This is a genomic window from Flexivirga oryzae, assembly GCF_014190805.1.
In the GTDB taxonomy this organism is placed as follows: Bacteria; Actinomycetota; Actinomycetes; order Actinomycetales; family Dermatophilaceae; genus Flexivirga; species Flexivirga oryzae.
On record NZ_JACHVQ010000007.1, the window covers coordinates 44,950 to 62,684 of the forward strand.

Below are 17,735 nucleotides of genomic sequence, written 5' to 3' on the forward strand. Positions count from 1 at the left end.
GGTCGCCTCACGCCACCCGGCGACCCGGACGAATGCAGTAGGCGATGTAGAGGTGCGCCGCGATCGCCGGCAGCAGCAGCACGAGCCAGAGCTCACCGTGGTGATAGCCGATCAGCAGGCCACTGATCATGCACAGCCACAACGCGATGCCGACGCGGATCGGGAACATCGCCCTGGCGTGCTCACGCTCCCACCGGCTCGGAACCCGAGCAGCCAGTTGCCGCAGTCGTTCCCGCAGGCCGTGCTGCGCCAGATCGACGAGCTCCCCTGTCCTCGGCCGATCCTCACCGCCGGAGCCATGGATCAACACGGTGATCATCTCCTCCTCGTGCTGCGCACGGAACGATGCCGGATAGAACCGCAACCAGCGGCGATAACTGCGCTCCAACGGGCTCCGGTCGGTCATGACGTCGCTCCTCCCGGCCGCAGCCGGCGGAGCGCGACCCGTGCGTTGGCTCGCAGTCGCTCCGCCTCATGGCCGAGCCGCTCACGGCCGTCGTGGGTGATCGAGTAATAGCGGCGCAACCGTCCCTCGACGACCTCTTCGCGGTCCGGGTGGATCAGGCCTTCATCGGCGAGGCGATCGAGCGCGGCGTAGAGGGTCCCCGCCTTCAGCCGGACGCGGCCGGTGGAGATCTGCTCGACGTCGCTGATGATGCCGTAGCCGTGCTGGCTGCCGCCGGCGAGCGCGGTCAGGATTAGGAAGCTGACCTCGTGCATCGCGCGCTTCTTACCCATGCCACCAGTATATACAGTTGAAATGTATATACAAGAGAGTTGTCCACCTTGTCACGTTTCGCCCGCATCGTTCGTCGTACCGTGAGAAAGAGCCTCGATCCGAAGGAGCACACATGGAACCGCGGATGAAGATCGCGAACGTCGTACCGGAGGCGTACGACGCCGTTCTCGGCCTGGAGAAGTACGCTTCCGCGCATGTCGACCCCACCCTCTACGAACTGGTCAAGCTGCGGGCATCGATGATCAACGGCTGCGGCTTCTGCATCGACATGCACAGCCACGACGCGCTCAAGGCCGGCGAGACACCGCAACGACTCTTCGAGCTGATGGCCTGGCGGGAGGTGGACTGCTTCACCGACAAGGAGCGCGCGGCGCTCGCGCTGGTCGATCAGGTCACCCGGCTCGACGAGGGCGGCGTCAGCGACGAGGTGTGGGACGAGGCCAACGCGCAGTTCACCGAGGAGGAGGTTGCCAACCTGTTGGTGGCGATTGCGACCATCAATGTGTGGAACCGAGTCGCGATACCGACCAGAATGCAGCCGCCCAAGCGGTGACCCCCGCCGAGTGCACGGCCCAGACCCCCGATCACACGGAGGCCTGGGCCGCCGCACGTGGTCGGATGCTCGCACACGCCTACCGGATGCTCGGCTCTCCTGGCAGGAGGACTACGTCGGCTCGTGGATCGCCGAGCCGGTCGCGTCCGATCGGCTACCCGAGGACGCCGCAGTGGATCGGGATCTGTTGTCATTGGCGGCGATTCAGCTCCTCGAACGTCTGACCCCGCCGGAGCGTGCGACGTACGTGCTGCGCACCGGGTTCGCCTACTCGTTCCGTGAGATCGGCTCGGTCATCGATCACACCGAGGCAGCCTGCCGTCAGCTCTTCCGTCGTGCCACGACGCGCATCGGCTCCGATGCACGTTTCGACACCGACGCCGCAACGCACACCCGGCTGCTGCGCGCCCTGCTGGCCGCAGCGCGCAACGGCGCGATGCGCGAACTGGAGACCCTGCTCGCGGACGACGCCGTGCTGTGGAGCGACGGCGGCGGCAAGGTCCGGTCCGCGCTCAACCCGATCCACGGCGCCGCGAAGGTGGCCCGCTTCGTCGCCGGCGTGACGCACCCCGACACACCGGCCGCCGTCATCGAGCTCAACGGCCTGCCCGCACTGCTGTTCCGCCCGGACGGCCTGCCACGGATCGTCACGCTGGTGGTGCGGGACGGCCGGGTCGACGAGCTGCTCCTCGTCGGCAACCCGGACAAGCTCGGCGCAGTGCCACAGCCGTAGTTTCACGGACCGGACGGTCGACCCAAACTTCGAGCCGACTCGATATATAAGTCAGTGTTATGACTTGCCACCCCAAGGCAATGGGCGCTGATCAGGCGCGTAGATTTGGGGGTAGTCAGCGAAGCCGGGAGAAGTAGTGAGCAACCTCAAACAGATCAACAGTGTCGTCGTGCGCTTCGCCGGAGACTCCGGCGACGGCATGCAGTTGACCGGTGACCGATTCACCAGCGACTCGGCCGTGCTCGGCAACGACCTGTCGACGCTGCCCAACTTTCCCGCCGAGATCCGGGCGCCCCAGGGGACGCTCCCCGGCGTCTCCAGCTTCCAGGTGCACTTCGCCGACCACGACGCGCTCACCCCGGGCGATGCTCCCGACGTGCTGGTCGCGATGAACCCCGCCGCGTTGAAGGCCAACCTCGGGGACCTGCCGCGCGGATCCACGATCATCGTCAACACCGACGAGTTCTCCAAGCGCAACCTGTCCAAGGTCGGCTACGCGTCCAGCCCGCTCGACGACGACTCGCTCGAGGCGTGGCAGGTCCACGCAGTCCCGCTCACCTCGATCACGGTCGAGGCGCTGGCCGACTTCGACCTGGGCCGCAAGGACAAGGAACGCGCGAAGAACATGTTCGCGCTCGGCCTGCTCTCCTGGATGTACACCCGTCCGCTGGACGGCACCTACGCGTTCCTGCGCGCCAAGTTCGCCGGCCAGCCCGACATCCTCGAGGCGAACCTCACGGCGCTGCGCGCCGGTCATGCGTATGGCGAGACCACCGAAGCCTTCTCCGTGCAGTACGCCGTCGCCCCGGCGCCGATGGAGCCGGGGACCTACCGCAACATCACCGGAAACGTCGCAACGGCATACGGCCTGGTGACCGCGGCACACCGTGCGAAGCTCCCGCTCGTGCTGGGCAGCTACCCCATCACTCCCGCCTCCGATCTGCTGCACAACCTGTCGCGCATGAAGCACTTCGGCGTGACCACGATCCAGGCCGAGGACGAGATCGCCGCCGTCGGCGCCGCCCTGGGCGCGTCCTTCGGCGGCTCGATCGGTGTCACCACCACGAGCGGCCCGGGACTCGCCCTGAAGTCCGAGACGATCGGCCTCGGCGTCGCGCTGGAACTCCCGCTGGTGGTCATCGACGTCCAGCGTGGCGGACCGTCGACCGGCCTGCCCACCAAGACCGAGCAGGCCGACCTCCTGCAGGCCATGTTCGGCCGGAACGGCGAGTCACCCGTCGCGGTCATCGCAGCGAGTTCCCCGGCGGACTGCTTCAACGCCGCGGCCGACGCAGTGCGCATCGCGACCACCTACCGGACGCCGGTGATCCTGCTCACCGACGGCTACCTCGCCAACGGCTCGCAGCCCTGGCGGTTGCCGACGTCGGCCGATGACCTGCCCGAGGTGACCGTCGAGTTCGCCACCGAGCCGGACGCCACTGACGCCAAGGGCAATCCGGTCTTCCACCCCTACCTGCGGGACGAGAAGACCCTGGCCCGGCCGTGGGCCGTCCCCGGCACGCCCGGCCTGGAGCACCGCGTCGGCGGCATCGAGAAGGCGGACGGCAGCGGCAACATCAGCTACGACCCGGCCAACCACGACCACATGGTCCGCACCCGGCAGGCCAAGATCGACGGCATCGCGGTGCCCGACGTCGTGGTGGACGACCCCACGGGAGACGCGAAACTCCTCGTCCTGGGCTGGGGCTCGACCTACGGGCCGATCGCGGCCGGTGTCCGGCTGGCCCGCGCGACCGGTGCCCGGATCGCCCGCGCACACCTGCGCAACCTGGCACCGTTCCCGGCCAACCTCGGCGAGGTGTTGCGCTCCTACGACCGGGTCCTGTTGCCGGAGATGAACCTCGGTCAGCTCGCGTTGCTGCTGCGCGGCAAGTACCTGGTCGACATACGAAGCCACAACGCGGTGCGCGGATTGCCTTTCACCGCAGTCGAAATCGCCACCGTCATCGGTGAGCAACTGGAAGACCTCGGGGAAGGGGCCAACGCATGAGCACCACCGACCTCAACACACCACGGACGAGCGGCATCGTCGGCGTTCCGCTGCTCGCCGACGGCGAGAAGCAGACCAAGCGGGACTTCACCTCCGACCAGGAGGTGCGCTGGTGCCCCGGCTGCGGCGACTACATCATCCTCAACGCGGTCCAGAGCTTCCTGCCCGAGCTCGGGCTGCGCCGGGAGAACATCGTCTTCATCTCCGGCATCGGCTGCTCGAGCCGATTCCCCTACTACCTCGACACCTACGGCATGCACTCCATCCACGGCCGCGCGCCGGCGATCGCCACCGGACTGGCGACGAGCCGGCCGGATCTGTCGGTCTGGGTCGTCACCGGTGACGGTGACGCGCTGTCGATCGGCGGCAACCACCTGATCCACGCACTGAGGCGCAACGTCAACCTGAAGATCCTGCTGTTCAACAACAAGATCTACGGCCTCACCAAGGGGCAGTACTCCCCCACCTCCGAAGTCGGCGCGGTGACCAAGTCAACACCCCTCGGGTCCGTCGACCAGCCGTTCAACCCAGTGTCGCTAGCTCTCGGTGCAGAGGCGAGTTTCGTTGCGCGCACGATGGATTCGGATCGCAAGCACCTGACAGACGTGCTGCGGGCAGCCGCCCAGCACCGCGGCTCGGCACTGGTCGAGATCTACCAGAACTGCCCCATCTTCAACGACGGCGCCTTCGACGTGCTGAAGGACGCCGACGAGAGCAGGGCGCGGGTGCTGCGACTGGTCGACGGCGAGCCGGTGCGCGCCGGCGAGGGCGACAACGCACGGGTCGTCATCCGCAATGCGGCCGGCGACCTCGAGCTGGTGCCCGAGTCCGCCGCCGAGCCCGACCGGATCGTCACCCACGACGCGGCCGCGGCCAACCCGGCTGCGGCGTTCGCGCTGTCCCGCTTCGACGGCCCGGAGATGACCAACGTCCCGATGGGCATCTTCCGCAACGTCGAGCGACCCACCTACGACGACGGGGTGCGCGCGCAGGTCGAGGCTGCGTCGCCGAACGGACCCGCCACCGACGAGGAACTGCTCGCCTTGCTGCACGGCGGCGACACCTGGGCAGTGGACGGCTGAGGCCCGGGCACGACGCCGCGCTCGAACTCGTCACGAGTGGGGAATGCGTACCAGCGCACGGCGAACTCACGGGTTCCCTCGGCAGGCACCTGGTGCAGCATCCCGTAGCGCAGGACGAGATCGAGGTACTCGCGGTCGAACCTGCGCAGCTCGCGCTCGGTGAGCCACATCGACGAACGGCTGCCCTTGGCCCACTCACCGAACTCGTGGTGCCGTGCGGCGGCCCAGGCGAAGAGCTCCAGCTCCTGGTGCAGCTTCTCGTCGTAGAACGCTTCGAGCGTGCGCCGATCGGCTTCGCCCAGACCGGCCGGCGACGGCCGCTCGAAGGACACCGGCAGCTGCCGCCAGCGGCCGTCCGCGAGCCGACGCACCTGCCGCACGTTCGCCGCCTCGCCCAGGGATGCCGTAACCGCGTGCGGCGTGAGTCCGGTCCGGGTGGCGATCGCGCCCGTGTCCAGTGGCCCGTCGGCGAGCGCCGTCATCACGCGTGCGACCGTGCTGTCCCGCTGGGCCCGGACGTCGCCCGCCGTCAGGACGTGGCGCGCCATACCCCCGGACAGCATCTGTCTGCCGAAGGCGAGAAGCACTGCAGCCAGCGGGATCTCGACGAGCGCCGCTGAGGCGACCGAGGCCCAGACGGCGGCGGATCCCCAGTCGAGCACGATGTCGAACCACGCATCGCACAGCAGGAGCGCTGCTGTCGCCGTCATCACCGGTGCCGCCATCGGGTGGCGCCGCCCGCCGAGCCAGAGTGCACAGCCGAAGAGCAGGAACAGCGCGAGGTCGAAACCAACCCAGGCCGCCCGCCAGGCATCGGCCCGGTGGTCGGTGGGCAGCGTCGTGCCGAGGTAGGCGGTCCACGGCAGCAGGACGGCAGCGCATGTCGCGCACAGGACGAGCAGCCCGCGTCGGATCATGGTTCGACGGTAGGTCTCGGGCGACCGTCGGGCACTCGGGGAAAGCCTGGATCGGTCACCCATTTCGGGCCCAGGTCAATACAGCGACACTTCATGGTCCGCAAGAAACTTTCGCTGGTGCTTTTGTATCCCTCCTGCGACAGTGAGAGGATGGCAGCCGTGCAGACCACCCGACCGGAGACTTCGTCGCCGAAGTCGTCCCCGGTCGGTGGCAACGGTGCGGCCTACGGCCTCCTCGCCTATCTCATCTGGGGTGCCTTCCCGCTCTACTTCGACGCACTGAAGCCGGCCGGCGCCTGGGAGGTGCTGGCGCACCGGATCCTCTGGACGCTCGTCGTGTGCCTGATCGCGCTCGCAGCCACCCGCAACCTGGGCTTCCTGCACCGTCTCGTGTCCGACCGGCGCCAGCTGGGCGCGACCACCGTCGCGGGCCTGCTGATCGCGGTCAATTGGGGGGTCTACATCGAGGCGGTCGACTCCGGGCACACCGTGGAGGCGGCGCTCGGCTACTTCCTCAACCCGTTGGTCACGGTGGCGCTCGGCGTGGTCGTGCTGCACGAACGGCTGCGCGTCCTGCAATGGGTCGCCGTCGGCGTCGGTGCGCTCGCCTGCGTCTACCTGGCGATCGACTACGGCCGCCCGCCGTGGATCTCGGTGGTGCTCGCGCTGTCGTTCGCCAGCTACGGGTTCATGAAGAAGCGCATCGGCGGCTCGCTCACCGCGATCGAGAGCCTGTCCGCCGAGAGCGTGGCCCTCACACCGATCGCCCTCGTCATACTCGTCGGCGTCGGTATGACGGGCAACGCCACCTTCACCTCGCACGGCAGCGGCCACTTCCTGCTGCTGCTGTGCGCCGGCATCGTGACCGCCGTGCCGCTACTGCTCTTCGCCGCCGCAGCAAGCCGGGTGCCGCTGGTGACGATCGGACTGCTGCAGTTCATCACGCCGATCCTGCAACTGCTGTGTGGCGTCCTGCTGCTCGGCGAGCACATGCCGATCTCCCGGTGGATCGGCTTCGCGATCGTGTGGGTCGCACTGATCCTGCTGACGTTCGACTCGCTCACCGCGAGCACACGCGCGCGACGGCTGGCCCGGGCCGCCGAGAACTGCGCGATCTGACGCGGCCCGGGCCGGCCAACGGGTTCATCCCGTTTCGGAGCCCCGGTATGCCGGGATGAGCTCCTGCCAGTGCGCGTGCCAGGCGGGCGACGGGCGATCCTGCGACCAGCCGTCCGGATGTGCCGTGTCGCCGGAGGCCAGCGATCGGCCGAGGTCCTCCAGGTGCACCTGCCAGCCCGCACCATGGAAGGGCAACTCCTCCACCGGGATACCGCGGTCCTCAACGACCAGGCGGGTTCTCGGTCCTTCGTCGGTGAGCCAGGCTTCGAGTTGGCCCTCCTCCGCCGTGCCCGGGTCGGAGGTCAACAGCAGGTGGTGCGGTGCATCGCAGGCATCGATCCGCACCGGTGCGCTCCACGTGCTGGTGAAGGTCGCGTGGATGGTCTCGCCCACCCGCAACTCACCCGACACCTGGGCGATCCACCGGGCGAGTCGCTCCGGCGAGGTACAGGCATCCCACAGGTCGTCGATGCCGGTGTCGTAGACGTCCTCGACGCGCACTGCGCCGCGGGTTTCGTCGATCGGCCTCGTCGTTGCAGTCGTTCTCATCTCCGTGCCTTCTTCCCTCGGGCGATCTCGGTATGAAGAGCATCCAGTCGGTTCCGCCAGAGGGCGCGGTAGTCCTCCAGCCAATCATCAACCGGCACAAGCGCTTCCGGGCGCAGGCTGTAGATCCGCCGTTGCGCGTCCTGGCGTACGTCGACCAGCCCGGCCTCCCGAAGCACCCGCAGGTGCCGGGACACTCCGGGCCGGGCGATCGGCAACGCGTCGGCCAGTTCGCCGGCGGTCGCTTCGTGATCGCGCAGGATCTCCAACACGGTGCGCCGACTCGGATCGGCCAGCGCCTGCAGTACTGCGTCCATTCGTTGAATGTACCCGGTCAGTTACCTACCCGCAAGGGTACATAGCCCAAAACTCGCACCCACCCACCGCCGAAAGGCCCACAAAACGTCGACAGGCCCAGCACTCCAGGCAGCGATACCCCCGAATATCTGAGCCTCTGGGTCGTTACTGAGCCTGTGGGTGAAGAGGGGGTGTCAGCCGAGGACGCGGTCGAGGTAGGGGTTGGTGAAGACGCGCTGGGGATCGAGGCGGTCGCGCAGTGCCGCGAAGTCGTCGAACCTCGGGTAACGCGAACGCAATTCGGAAGCGCCGAGGTCGTGCATCTTGCCCCAGTGCGGGCGGGCGTCGAGTCCGGCCAGCATCGACCAGAAGGCCTCGAAGTAGCGCCGGTGGTCGCGCCCGGCGTACTGGTGTATGGCGATGTAGCCCGACTCCCGCCGGTGCGCCGTCGACAGCCACAGCTCGTCGGCGGCGGCGAAACGCACCTCGACCGGGAACGTCACGACCTCGACCCTGCGGGCCAACCAGGACCGCAGTTCACGCAACACGTCCGGCACGGCCGCGCGCGGGATCGCCATCTCGGTCTCGCGGAAGACGACATCCCGCTCCGAGGCGAAGACCCGGTAGGACCAGTCGGTGAACTCGCGGCGGGACAACGCCCGGGCCGACACCTGGTTGATCGCCGGGATGATCCGCGGCGCCCTGGTCGTGGCCTTGTTGAGCGCGCCGAACAGCTTGTTGGACAGCAGGTCGTCGTCCAGCCGGCTGCGCCAGGCCGGCAACGGTGCGCGGGCCGCCGGGTCGGTCAGCCGCGTGTTGGACTTCGTCAGCACCCGGTCGGTGTGCGGGAACCAGTAGAACTCGAAATGGTCTGTGCCATCGACCCGTTCGTCGATGCCGTCGAGTGTCTCGTCCAGGGTCGCCGGCGCTTCGACGGCGTGCAGCAGGAACTTCGGCACGCACTGGATCTGCAGCGCGGTGACGATGCCGAGCGCGCCGAGGCTGAGGGTCACCGCGGGCAATAGCTCGGCGTTCTCCGTCTCGGTCACGCGCAGCAACGACCCGTCGGCCTGCACGAGTTCGACCCCGGTCAGCTGGCCGGCCAGCCCGGTGAAGCCGGCACCGGTCCCGTGCGTGCCGGTCGACACCGCGCCGGCGATCGTCTGCCGGTCGATGTCGCCGAGGTTGGTCATCGCCAGTCCCCGTCGTCGCAACTCCGGCCCGAGGACGTGCAGCGGCGTGCCGGCGTGCACCCACACCCGGTCGGTCGCCTCGTCGACCGAGCGCATGCCGGACAACCGGTCCATCCGCACCAGGACGTCGGTGGGCTCGGCGATCCCGGTGAACGAGTGGCCCGCCCCGACCGCCTTCACCCGCCGGCCGGCCAGCATCGACTCCTCGCACAGCAGCTGCAGGTGCGCGACGTCGCGCACCAGCACCGTCTCCCGGGGGTGGCTGGTGACCGTACCGGACCAGTTGCTCCAGTCAGCCAAAGTTCTGTCCTTCTCCACGATAGGTCGGCAGCCGGTCGACGATCTCACCGTCACGCACCAGCACGATCTCCTGGAACCGCTCGCACATCTCGCCCGCCTTCGCGTGCCGGAACCACACCACGTCACCGAGCTGCAGGTCGCGAGCCGCCTTGCCCCGCAACGGAGTCTGGACCTCGCCGGCTCCTTCGGCGCGGATCAGACGCAGGCCCTCCGGGTGCACCGGTCGGGGCGACCTGGACGGTCCCGCGACACCGGAGGCGGCATACCCGCCACTGAAGGTCACCACGATGTCGCGTTGTGGCTTCCGCACCACGGGCGAGGCGAAGTACGCGGCGGGCCGCAACTCGGTGTCGTCGTACGCGTCGAACAACGCGGGCGTGAAAAGCCCTGATCCTGCGGCCAGCTCGGTCACCGACGTGTCCCAGTCGGCATGCAGGCTGCCGGTCCCGCCGGCGTTCACCAGCTCCAGCTCGGCATGCTCCTCCACGGCGGCTCGCACCGCTTGTCGACGGACCCGCAGCTCCTCGGCCGACTTCCGCTTCACCAGACGGATCGCCGGGCCGGTGTCCTGCATCCCCGCGATCTGCGCGTCGTAGAACATCAACCCGACCAGCCGGATCGTGTCGAAACCTGCTGCCAGTCGGGCGAACTCGGCGGCCTGAGTGGGAGTGTGCACACTCGACCGGTGCACGCCGAGATGCGCCGGGCCGATGTCGAGCGAGCTGTCGACGTCCAGGCACACCCGCACCGGCCGGCCACCGGACGCGGCGTCGAGAAGCCTCAGGTGCTCCGGCAGATCGGCCATGAAGGTGACGCGTTCACGCAGGTCGTCCGACGCTGCGACCTCGGCGACGGTCGCGCTGTCCACCGTCGGATAGGCCACCAGCACGTCGGTCACACCGTGTCCGGCCAGCCAACGCCCTTCTGCGGCCGAGTAGGCCAGCACGCCCCGATAGCCGGACTCCGCGAGCACCCGCTCGATCAGACCACGGACCCGAATCGACTTCGACGCGAGGCGAATCGGCAGGCCGGCAGCCCGGGTACGCATCTCGGCGATGTTGTGCTCACACGCCTCGAGATCGAGGACCGCGACCGGTGCGCCGATGCCGCGCACGGCCCGCCACAACGGTGCCTCCGGCCGGCCCCGTCCCGGCCGCAACAACTTCACGCCGGGTCCACCTGCGCATCCAGTACGCCGGCCAGCAGCCGGGCGAAGATCTCCATGATGGCCTGGGCCCGGGCATCGTCACTGGTGACGATCCACGCGATGCTCACGCCGTCGGTGACGGCGATGATCAGCCGAGCCAACAGCTCCGGGTCGACCGGAAGCGTCCGGCCGAGGTCCTCGGCATACCGCCGGACCGCATCCAGCACGGCTCCGTAGACGCGGTCCATCAGGTTGCGCGCGATCTCCCGGCTCTCCGGGCCGCCACGGGACAGATGCGCGAGCAGTTCGTAGATGAGCAGCTGACGGCGTCGATCACTGCCGATCTGCTCCCAGTAGGCGCGGAACGCCGCGGTCAGCGCCTCCTCCGTCGGCAGCCGTTCCAGCGAACTGACGTCGATCAGCGGCTGTTCGATGCTGTCCGCGACGGCACTGATCAGCGCCGCCTTGGAGCCGAAGCAGTAGTGGACGGTGCCCAGCGGAACACCGGCTTCCTTGGCGATGCGGCGCACGGTCGCGGCGTCCAGCCCTTCGGCGACGGCGACGCGCACCGTCGCCTCGACCAGCTCGACCCGACGATCCTCCGCAGACAGACGTGCCATGTGCTGAGTCTATCGACCAACTTGGACGAGCGTTCATGTTTCCGCCGAACGTCTCAGACCGAGCGGGAGGCCACCTGCCCCGGCAGATCCCGCATCACCTGCAGGGCGTCTCCGTCGCCGAGCGGCTCGAGCAGCGCCACCGCCTGATCGGCCACAGCCTCAGTATGACGCCGCGCTTGCTCGAGTGCCGGATGCGAGCGGAGAATTTCCAGCGCCTCCGCGTGCTCGGCGTCGTCCGTCAACGGGTGCGACAAGAGCGACTTCAGCCGATCGTCGGCAGGATCCTTCGAGGCCCGTGCGTAGAGCACCGGCAACGTCGTGACGCCCTCGCGCAGGTCGGTGCCCGGGGTCTTCCCCGATGCACCGTCGGAGGCGATGTCGAGCACGTCGTCGGACAGCTGGAACACCATCCCGACCAGTTCGCCGTACTGCCGCATGATGGCCACGGTCTCCGGCGGGCAGCCGCCGAACATCGCGCCGTACCGTGCCGCGGTGGCGATCAGCGAGCCGGTCTTGTCGGCGAGCACCCCGAGGTAGTGCTCCATCGGGTCCGCGTCGGCCGGCGCCTGCCGGTCGTCGCGGATCTGCCCGGCGCACAACCGCACGAAGGTCTGCGCCTGGATGCGCGCAGCCTCACTGCCCAAGCCGGCCACGATCTCCGACGCACGACCGAAGAGCAGGTCGCCGACGATGATCGCGGTGATGTTGTCGTAAGCGGCGTTGACGCTGGACTTGCCGTGCCGTCGCTCGGCGGCATCCATCACGTCGTCGTGGTAGAGCGAGGCGATGTGCGTGAGTTCGACGCCGACGGCGGCATCGATGACCGCGTCGTTGACGCCGGTCCCGAGCTCCGAGGCCAGCAGGGTGAGCAGCGGCCGGAAGCGTTTGCCGCCGGACAGCAGGTGCTGGGAGGCACCCGCGATGAACTCGTCCTCGTGCTGCACGACCTCGGTCAGGCGCACATCGACCGCGGCGAGGCCGTCGGTCAGCCGGTCGGTCAACGCCCGGCTGGCCGACGGCATCAGCGTCGCGGCCTTACTCATGAGGAGACTCGTTCATCGGATGAACAGCGCGGAGTGCTGCGCGAGGTTCAGCAGCGGCGCCGGCGCCACACCCAGCACGAGCGTCGCGAGCGCACCGACGGTCACCGCGACACCGGTCAGCGGTGACGGGATCAGCACGTGGGTGTCACCGTTGGGGTCGGAGAAGTACATCAGCACGATGATCCGGATGTAGACGAACGCGGTCACCGCGCTCATCACCATCGCCACGACCACCAGCCAGGTCGCGCCGTGCCCGACCGCGCCGGAGAACAGCGCGAACTTCGCGGTGAAACCGGAGGTCAGCGGGATGCCGGCGAAACCGAGCAGCAGGAACGAGAACGTCGCCGCCACGACCGGGCTGGTCTTGCCCAGGCCCGCCCACTGCGACAGATGGGTCGCCTCGGAGCCGGCCGACCGCACCAGCGGCACCATCCCGAACGCGGCGAGCGTGGTGAAGCTGTAGGCGACCAGGTAGAACATGGTCCCGGACAGGCCGGTCTTGTTGAGGGCCACGACGCCCACCAGCAGGAAGCCGGCGTGCGAGATGGAGCTGTAGGCCAGCAGCCGCTTCATGTCGGTCTGGGTCACGGCGAACACCGCACCCACGACCATCGTCAGGACGGCGACGATCGCCAGCAACGGCTGCCAGTTCCAGGACAGACCGTCGAGGGCCACGTAGAACATCCGCAGCAGCGCACCGAAGCCGGCCACCTTCACGGTGGTCGCCATGAAGCCGGAGACCGGGCTCGGAGCACCCTGGTAGACGTCCGGCGCCCAGCCGTGGAACGGCGCGGCCGAGACCTTGAAGAGCAGGCCGACACCGATCAGGAACGCACCCGGGATGAGGATGTCGTCGCGGCCGGTGACGGTGCCGATCGCGGTGGCCAGGTCGGCGAACTTGATCGTCCCGGTGGCGCCGTAGACCAGCGCCGAACCGAACAGGAAGAACGCCGAGGAGAACGCACCGAGCAGGAAGTACTTCAGCGACGCCTCCTGCGACAGCAGCCGCCGGCGGCGCGCCATCCCGGTGAGGATGTAGAGCGGCAGCGACAGCACCTCGAGCGCGATGAACATCACCAGCAGGTCACCGGAGGCGACGAAGAGCATCATGCCGCCGACCGAGAAGAGCACCAGCGGGAAGATCTCGGTGGTGGTCGCGCCGAGCTTGACCGAGTTGGCCTCCAGCGGCGAACCGGGCACCGACGCACCCGACTGGGTGAACGCGTCGGCGGTCGGCAGGTCGAACCGCTCGGCCATCAGCATGACCGCGAAGAACGAGATCACCAGCACGGTGCCCTGCAGCATCAGCGCCGGCCCGTCGATCACGACCGCGTCGCCGGCGGTGACGCCCTGGTTGTTGCGCGAGATGAGCACCAGGGTCAGGAAGCTGGCGACGATGCCGACCAGGGAGACGCCGAGCTGCACCCAGTAGCGCTGCGCGCGCGGCAGGAACGACTCGACGAGGACACCCACCAGCGCCGCGCCGAAGATGACCAACATCGGCACGACGGCGGCATACGAGATGTGTGCCTGGGTGAAGGTGGAGGTCACTTGCTGCTCCCCTCGATGGAGACGCCGGCATGCGGTGCCGGGTCATGGACGTGGACGTGCTGCAGGGTGGAGTCGACCGCGGGCCGCAGCAGGTCCAGGGCGGGCTTCGGGAAGAAGCCGAGCAGCAGCATGAACGCGATCAGCAGGCCGGCGACCAGGCGCTCACGCGCACCCAGGTCCTGTATGTCGGACCCGCGCACGCGGGCCTGCGCCGGCACGTCCTCCTTGGCGATCTCCGGCTCGTCGAAGAGCGTCGTGGTGATGCCGGTCTTCGGACGCAGACCGTCCTCGCCCAGCGCCAGCGTCCCGTCGGCGGCAGCCACCAGCTGCTGCTTCGGACCGGTGAAGACGTTCTTGTACATCAGCAGGATGTAGAGCGCCGCGAGCACCACCACGGTGACCGAGATGCCGGCCGCGACCGGGTAGCGCTGGAAGGAGCCGACCAGCACCAGGAACTCCGAGACGAACGAGTTGAGCCCGGGCAGCGACAGCGCGGACAGACCCGCGGTCAGGAAGACGCCGGCGAGGACCGGGGTGGTCCGCTGCCAGCCGCCGTAGTCGGTGATGTTCTTGCTCTTGCCCCGCACGATGAGGAATCCGACGAACAGGAACAACGCCGCCGTCGTGAAACCGTGGTTGATCATGTAGAGCTGCGAGCCGATGACCGAGGTCTGGGTCACCGCGAAGATGCCCAGCACGATCAGCCCGAAGTGGCTCACCGAGGTGTAGGCGATCAGCCGCATCATGTCGTTCTGGCCGATGGCCGCGATCGCGCCGTAGATCACCGAGATCACCGCCAGGATGATCACCACCGGGGTCGCCCACTTGCTGGCGTCCGGGAAGAGCTGCAGGCAGAACCGGATCATCCCGAAGGTGCCGACCTTGTCCAGCACGGCGACCAGCAGCACGGCCACGGCCGGCTTGGCCTCGGTCGCGGCGTCGGGCAGCCAGGTGTGCACCGGCCACATCGGCGCCTTGATCGCGAAGGCGATGAAGAAGCCGACGAACAGCAGCCGCTCGGTCGAGGCCGACATGTGCAGCCCGGTGAGGGTGCTCACCAGGAAGCCGTGGTCGCCGCCGGGGCCCTGCTGGTAGAGCGCGATGACCGCGACCAGCATGATCAGCCCGCCGAGCAGCGAGAACAGCAGGAACTTCACCGAGGCGTACTGGCGCCGGGGGCCGCCGTACAACCCGATCAGGAAGTAGATCGGGATCAGCATCGCCTCGAAGAAGACGTAGAAGAGGAAGACGTCGGTGGCGGCGAAGACGCCGATCATGAAGGTCTCCACGACCAGGATCAGCGCGAAGTAGCTCTGCTCGCGCCGCCCACCCTCGGGCACGTCGTTCCAGGCGGCGATCAGTGCGATCGGCACCAGCACGACGCTCATCAGGATGAGCGTCAGCGCCATACCGTCGACACCCAGCGCGTAGGACACCCCGAACTCGGGGATCCACGAGTGGGTCTCGGTCAGCTGGAACTGCCCGTGCCCGCCGCCGGTCTTGAACTGCGTCGCGGCGATCACGCCGACCACCAGGGTCAGCAGCGAGAACACCAGGGCCACCACGCGGGAGTTGCGCGCCGAGCCCTTGGGCAACGCCCACACGACGGCAGCACCCACGAGGGGTATGACGCCGAGCGTCGTCAGCCAGGGAAAGTCCGACATCACTGCACCACCCACCAGGCGCCGAGGATTGCGACGACGCCGACGAGCATCGTCAAGGAGTAAGTACGCACGTAACCGTTCTGTATCTTCTTCAGTCGAGCGGAGCTGCCGCCGATGCCGGCCGCCGACCCGTTGCCGACGCCGTCCACGACCTTGTTGTCGAAGAAGACCAGCGACCGGGTCAGGTGCAGGCCGGGGCGCCGCACGAAGGCTTCGTTGAAGTCGTCCTGGCCGAGGTCGCGACGAGCGGCCTGGGTGAGCGGCGAGCCCACCGGCGGGGTGACCGGCACGGTGTCGCGCCAGTACATCTTCCAGGCGAGCGCGATGCCGATGACCATCAGCACGAAGGTCAGCACCATCAGCGGGCCGGCACCCAGGACGGCGTTGCTGTCCTCGTGCTTGCCCACGACCGGCTCCAGCCAGTCGGTGATGATGCCGGTCGGGCCGAGGATGAGGCCGAGGAAGGCCGAGCCGATGGCCAGCACCATCATCGGGATGGTCATCGTGAGCGGCGACTCGTGCGGGTGCACGTCCTCGGTCCACCGGCGCTTGCCCATGAAGGTCATGAAGAACATCCGCGACATGTAGAACGCGGTGATGCCCGCGGCGATGAGCGCCGCCAGGCCGAAGACCCACGGCTTCCAGCCGGAACCCTCGAACGCGCCCTCGATGATCTTGTCCTTGGACCAAAAACCGGACAGCCCCGGGAAACCGATGATCGCCAGGAAACCCAGGCCGAAGGTGACCCAGGTGATCTTCATGACCACCCACAGGCCACCGAACCGGCGCATGTTGACCTGGTCGTTCATCCCGTGCATGACCGAGCCGGCACCGAGGAAGAGGCCGGCCTTGAAGAAGCCGTGCGTCACCAGGTGGAAGATCGCGAAGGCGTAGCCGACCGGGCCGAGCCCGGCCGCCAGCACCATGTAGCCGATCTGCGACATGGTCGAGGCGGCCAGCGCCTTCTTCAGGTCGTCCTTGGCGCAACCGATGATCGCACCGCCGAAGAGCGTGACCGCACCGACGATGCAGACCGCGAGGCGGGCGTTCTCGGAGGCGTTGAAGATCACGTGGCTGCGCACGATCAGGTAGACACCCGCGGTCACCATGGTTGCCGCGTGGATCAGCGCCGAGACCGGCGTCGGGCCGGCCATCGCGTCGCCCAGCCAGGACTGCAGCGGGAACTGCGCGGACTTACCGCAGGCGGCCACCAGCAGGCACAGCCCGACCGCGAGCAGCGTGCCCTCGCCGGTGCCCGCGACCGCGGCGTTGACGTGCGCGAAGTCGAGGTTGCCCCAGGCCCAGAACATGATGAACATCGCGAGCAGCATGCCCATGTCACCGATGCGGTTGAGGAAGAACGCCTTGTTGGCTGCGGTGGCGTACTCGGGGTTCCAGTTCCAGAACCCGATGAGCAGGTATGACGCCAGGCCGACGCCCTCCCAGCCGACGAACAGCAGCAGGTAGGAGTCCGCGAGCACCAGCAGCAACATGCTGGCGACGAAGAGGTTGAGGTAGGCGAAGAACCGGCGCTTGTCCGGGTCGTGCTCCATGTAACCCAGCGAGTAGACCAGGATCAGCGAGCCGACGAACGTGATCAGCATGACGAACGTCAGCGACAGCTGGTCCATCAGCAGACCTGCGGACAGGTCGATCTTGCCGGCCGGCAGCCACGAGTAGAGATGCAGGTGCATCGACCGGTCGGCCGGGTCCTTGCCGCGCAGCTCCAGCAGGATCAGCAGGCCGATGACGAACGCCGCCCAGGAGAGCAGCACCGCGATGATCGGGCCGGCCTTGTCCAGCTTCTTGCCGCCGAGCAGCAGCAACGCTGCGCCCAGCGCCGGCAGGCCGATCATCAGCCAACCGATCGATGCCACACCTGTGGCGTCATGGATCGTCACGAATATTCTCCTGATCTCACAGCTTCAGCAGGTTGGCGTCGTCGACCGACACGGACCTGCGGGCGCGGAAGATGGCCATGATGATCGCGAGGCCGACCACGACCTCGGCGGCGGCGACCACCATCACGAACAGCGCGATGACCTGGCCGTCGAGCGAGCCGCGCATGCGGGCGAACGTCACGAAGGCGAGGTTGGCGGCGTTGAGCATCAGCTCGACGCCCATGAAGACGATGATCGCGTTGCGACGCAACAGCACGACGGCGGACCCGATCGAGAACAGGATCACCGACAGGTAGATGTAGCTGGTGAGTGTCATGGT

Annotated in this window: 18 protein-coding genes; 5 read left to right on the forward strand and 13 right to left on the reverse strand. The window is 68.0% G+C overall.

The annotated features are described in order from the left end of the window. Window positions 1–7: 7 nt before the first annotated feature. Together FHU39_RS23515 and FHU39_RS23520 are read right to left on the reverse strand one after the other, a co-directional pair. Window positions 8–406, reverse strand: coding sequence for a hypothetical protein (locus FHU39_RS23515; protein WP_183323162.1), 399 nt, complete (start codon window positions 404–406; stop codon window positions 8–10). Next, the gene (locus FHU39_RS23520; RefSeq protein ID WP_221185873.1) at window positions 403–738 is read right to left on the reverse strand and encodes a PadR family transcriptional regulator; all 336 of its coding nucleotides are present in this window, start codon (window positions 736–738) and stop codon (window positions 403–405) included. Before FHU39_RS23520 ends, FHU39_RS23515 begins: the two co-directional genes overlap by 4 nt. 113 nt (window positions 739–851) lie before the next feature. On the opposite strand from FHU39_RS23520, the gene FHU39_RS23525 reads away from it, so the two are divergent. The 4 genes from FHU39_RS23525 to FHU39_RS23540 all read left to right on the forward strand — a co-directional run bounded on the left by FHU39_RS23525 (window position 852) and on the right by FHU39_RS23540 (window position 5,118). Beyond that, window positions 852–1,292: a carboxymuconolactone decarboxylase family protein gene (locus FHU39_RS23525; RefSeq protein ID WP_221185874.1), complete on the forward strand. Its 441-nt coding sequence runs from the start codon at window positions 852–854 to the stop codon at window positions 1,290–1,292. Window positions 1,293–1,464: 172 nt separating this feature from the next. Beyond that, window positions 1,465–2,025, forward strand: a complete 561-nt coding sequence (locus FHU39_RS23530) for a sigma-70 family RNA polymerase sigma factor family protein (protein ID WP_183323163.1) — start codon at window positions 1,465–1,467, stop codon at window positions 2,023–2,025. 136 nt (window positions 2,026–2,161) lie between these two features. Further along, a complete protein-coding gene (locus FHU39_RS23535) occupies window positions 2,162–4,036 on the forward strand; it encodes a 2-oxoacid:acceptor oxidoreductase subunit alpha (RefSeq protein ID WP_183323164.1) in 1,875 nt (624 codons plus the stop codon). Beyond that, the gene (locus tag FHU39_RS23540) at window positions 4,033–5,118 is read left to right on the forward strand and encodes a 2-oxoacid:ferredoxin oxidoreductase subunit beta (protein WP_183323165.1); all 1,086 of its coding nucleotides are present in this window, start codon (window positions 4,033–4,035) and stop codon (window positions 5,116–5,118) included. Before FHU39_RS23535 ends, FHU39_RS23540 begins: the two co-directional genes overlap by 4 nt. On the opposite strand, the gene FHU39_RS23545 is transcribed toward FHU39_RS23540, so the two are convergent. Continuing rightward, window positions 5,004–6,035, reverse strand: coding sequence for a hypothetical protein (locus FHU39_RS23545; RefSeq protein ID WP_183323166.1), 1,032 nt, complete (start codon window positions 6,033–6,035; stop codon window positions 5,004–5,006). The two genes, FHU39_RS23540 and FHU39_RS23545, sit on opposite strands and share 115 nt — an antisense overlap. A gap of 150 nt (window positions 6,036–6,185) precedes the next feature. On the opposite strand from FHU39_RS23545, the gene rarD reads away from it, so the two are divergent. Further along, window positions 6,186–7,154 (forward strand): EamA family transporter RarD, encoded by a 969-nt coding sequence (rarD, locus tag FHU39_RS23550; RefSeq protein ID WP_183323167.1) that lies wholly within the window; start codon window positions 6,186–6,188, stop codon window positions 7,152–7,154. Between the two features lie 24 nt (window positions 7,155–7,178). Here rarD and FHU39_RS23555 read toward each other — a convergent pair whose 3' ends face one another. The 10 genes from FHU39_RS23555 to nuoK form a co-directional block, all read right to left on the reverse strand. Further along, window positions 7,179–7,703 carry an SRPBCC domain-containing protein gene (locus FHU39_RS23555; protein WP_183323168.1) on the reverse strand — a complete coding sequence of 175 codons (525 nt, stop codon included), beginning with the start codon at window positions 7,701–7,703 and terminating at the stop codon, window positions 7,179–7,181. Beyond that, window positions 7,700–8,017 (reverse strand): ArsR/SmtB family transcription factor, encoded by a 318-nt coding sequence (locus FHU39_RS23560; protein ID WP_183323169.1) that lies wholly within the window; start codon window positions 8,015–8,017, stop codon window positions 7,700–7,702. Before FHU39_RS23560 ends, FHU39_RS23555 begins: the two co-directional genes overlap by 4 nt. Window positions 8,018–8,191: 174 nt before the next feature. After that, on the reverse strand, window positions 8,192–9,490 hold the full coding sequence (locus FHU39_RS23565) for a D-arabinono-1,4-lactone oxidase (protein WP_221185875.1): 1,299 nt from the start codon (window positions 9,488–9,490) through the stop codon (window positions 8,192–8,194). Further along, entirely contained in the window at window positions 9,483–10,658 is a 1,176-nt protein-coding gene (locus FHU39_RS23570) for an alanine racemase (protein ID WP_343066101.1), read from the reverse strand. The genes FHU39_RS23565 and FHU39_RS23570 overlap by 8 nt, the downstream gene beginning before the upstream one ends. After that, on the reverse strand, window positions 10,655–11,257 hold the full coding sequence (locus tag FHU39_RS23575; RefSeq protein ID WP_183323171.1) for a TetR/AcrR family transcriptional regulator: 603 nt from the start codon (window positions 11,255–11,257) through the stop codon (window positions 10,655–10,657). Before FHU39_RS23575 ends, FHU39_RS23570 begins: the two co-directional genes overlap by 4 nt. A 53-nt stretch (window positions 11,258–11,310) precedes the next feature. Beyond that, window positions 11,311–12,300, reverse strand: coding sequence for a polyprenyl synthetase family protein (locus tag FHU39_RS23580; protein WP_183323172.1), 990 nt, complete (start codon window positions 12,298–12,300; stop codon window positions 11,311–11,313). A gap of 12 nt (window positions 12,301–12,312) precedes the next feature. Continuing rightward, the gene (gene nuoN / locus FHU39_RS23585) at window positions 12,313–13,851 is read right to left on the reverse strand and encodes an NADH-quinone oxidoreductase subunit NuoN (RefSeq protein ID WP_183323173.1); all 1,539 of its coding nucleotides are present in this window, start codon (window positions 13,849–13,851) and stop codon (window positions 12,313–12,315) included. Beyond that, window positions 13,848–15,515 (reverse strand): NADH-quinone oxidoreductase subunit M, encoded by a 1,668-nt coding sequence (locus tag FHU39_RS23590; protein WP_183323174.1) that lies wholly within the window; start codon window positions 15,513–15,515, stop codon window positions 13,848–13,850. Before FHU39_RS23590 ends, nuoN begins: the two co-directional genes overlap by 4 nt. Then, window positions 15,515–17,371, reverse strand: a complete 1,857-nt coding sequence (gene nuoL, locus FHU39_RS23595) for an NADH-quinone oxidoreductase subunit L (RefSeq protein WP_183323199.1) — start codon at window positions 17,369–17,371, stop codon at window positions 15,515–15,517. The genes FHU39_RS23590 and nuoL overlap by 1 nt, the downstream gene beginning before the upstream one ends. A 61-nt stretch (window positions 17,372–17,432) precedes the next feature. Continuing rightward, a complete protein-coding gene (nuoK, locus tag FHU39_RS23600) occupies window positions 17,433–17,732 on the reverse strand; it encodes an NADH-quinone oxidoreductase subunit NuoK (RefSeq protein WP_183323175.1) in 300 nt (99 codons plus the stop codon). Window positions 17,733–17,735: the final 3 nt, after the last annotated feature.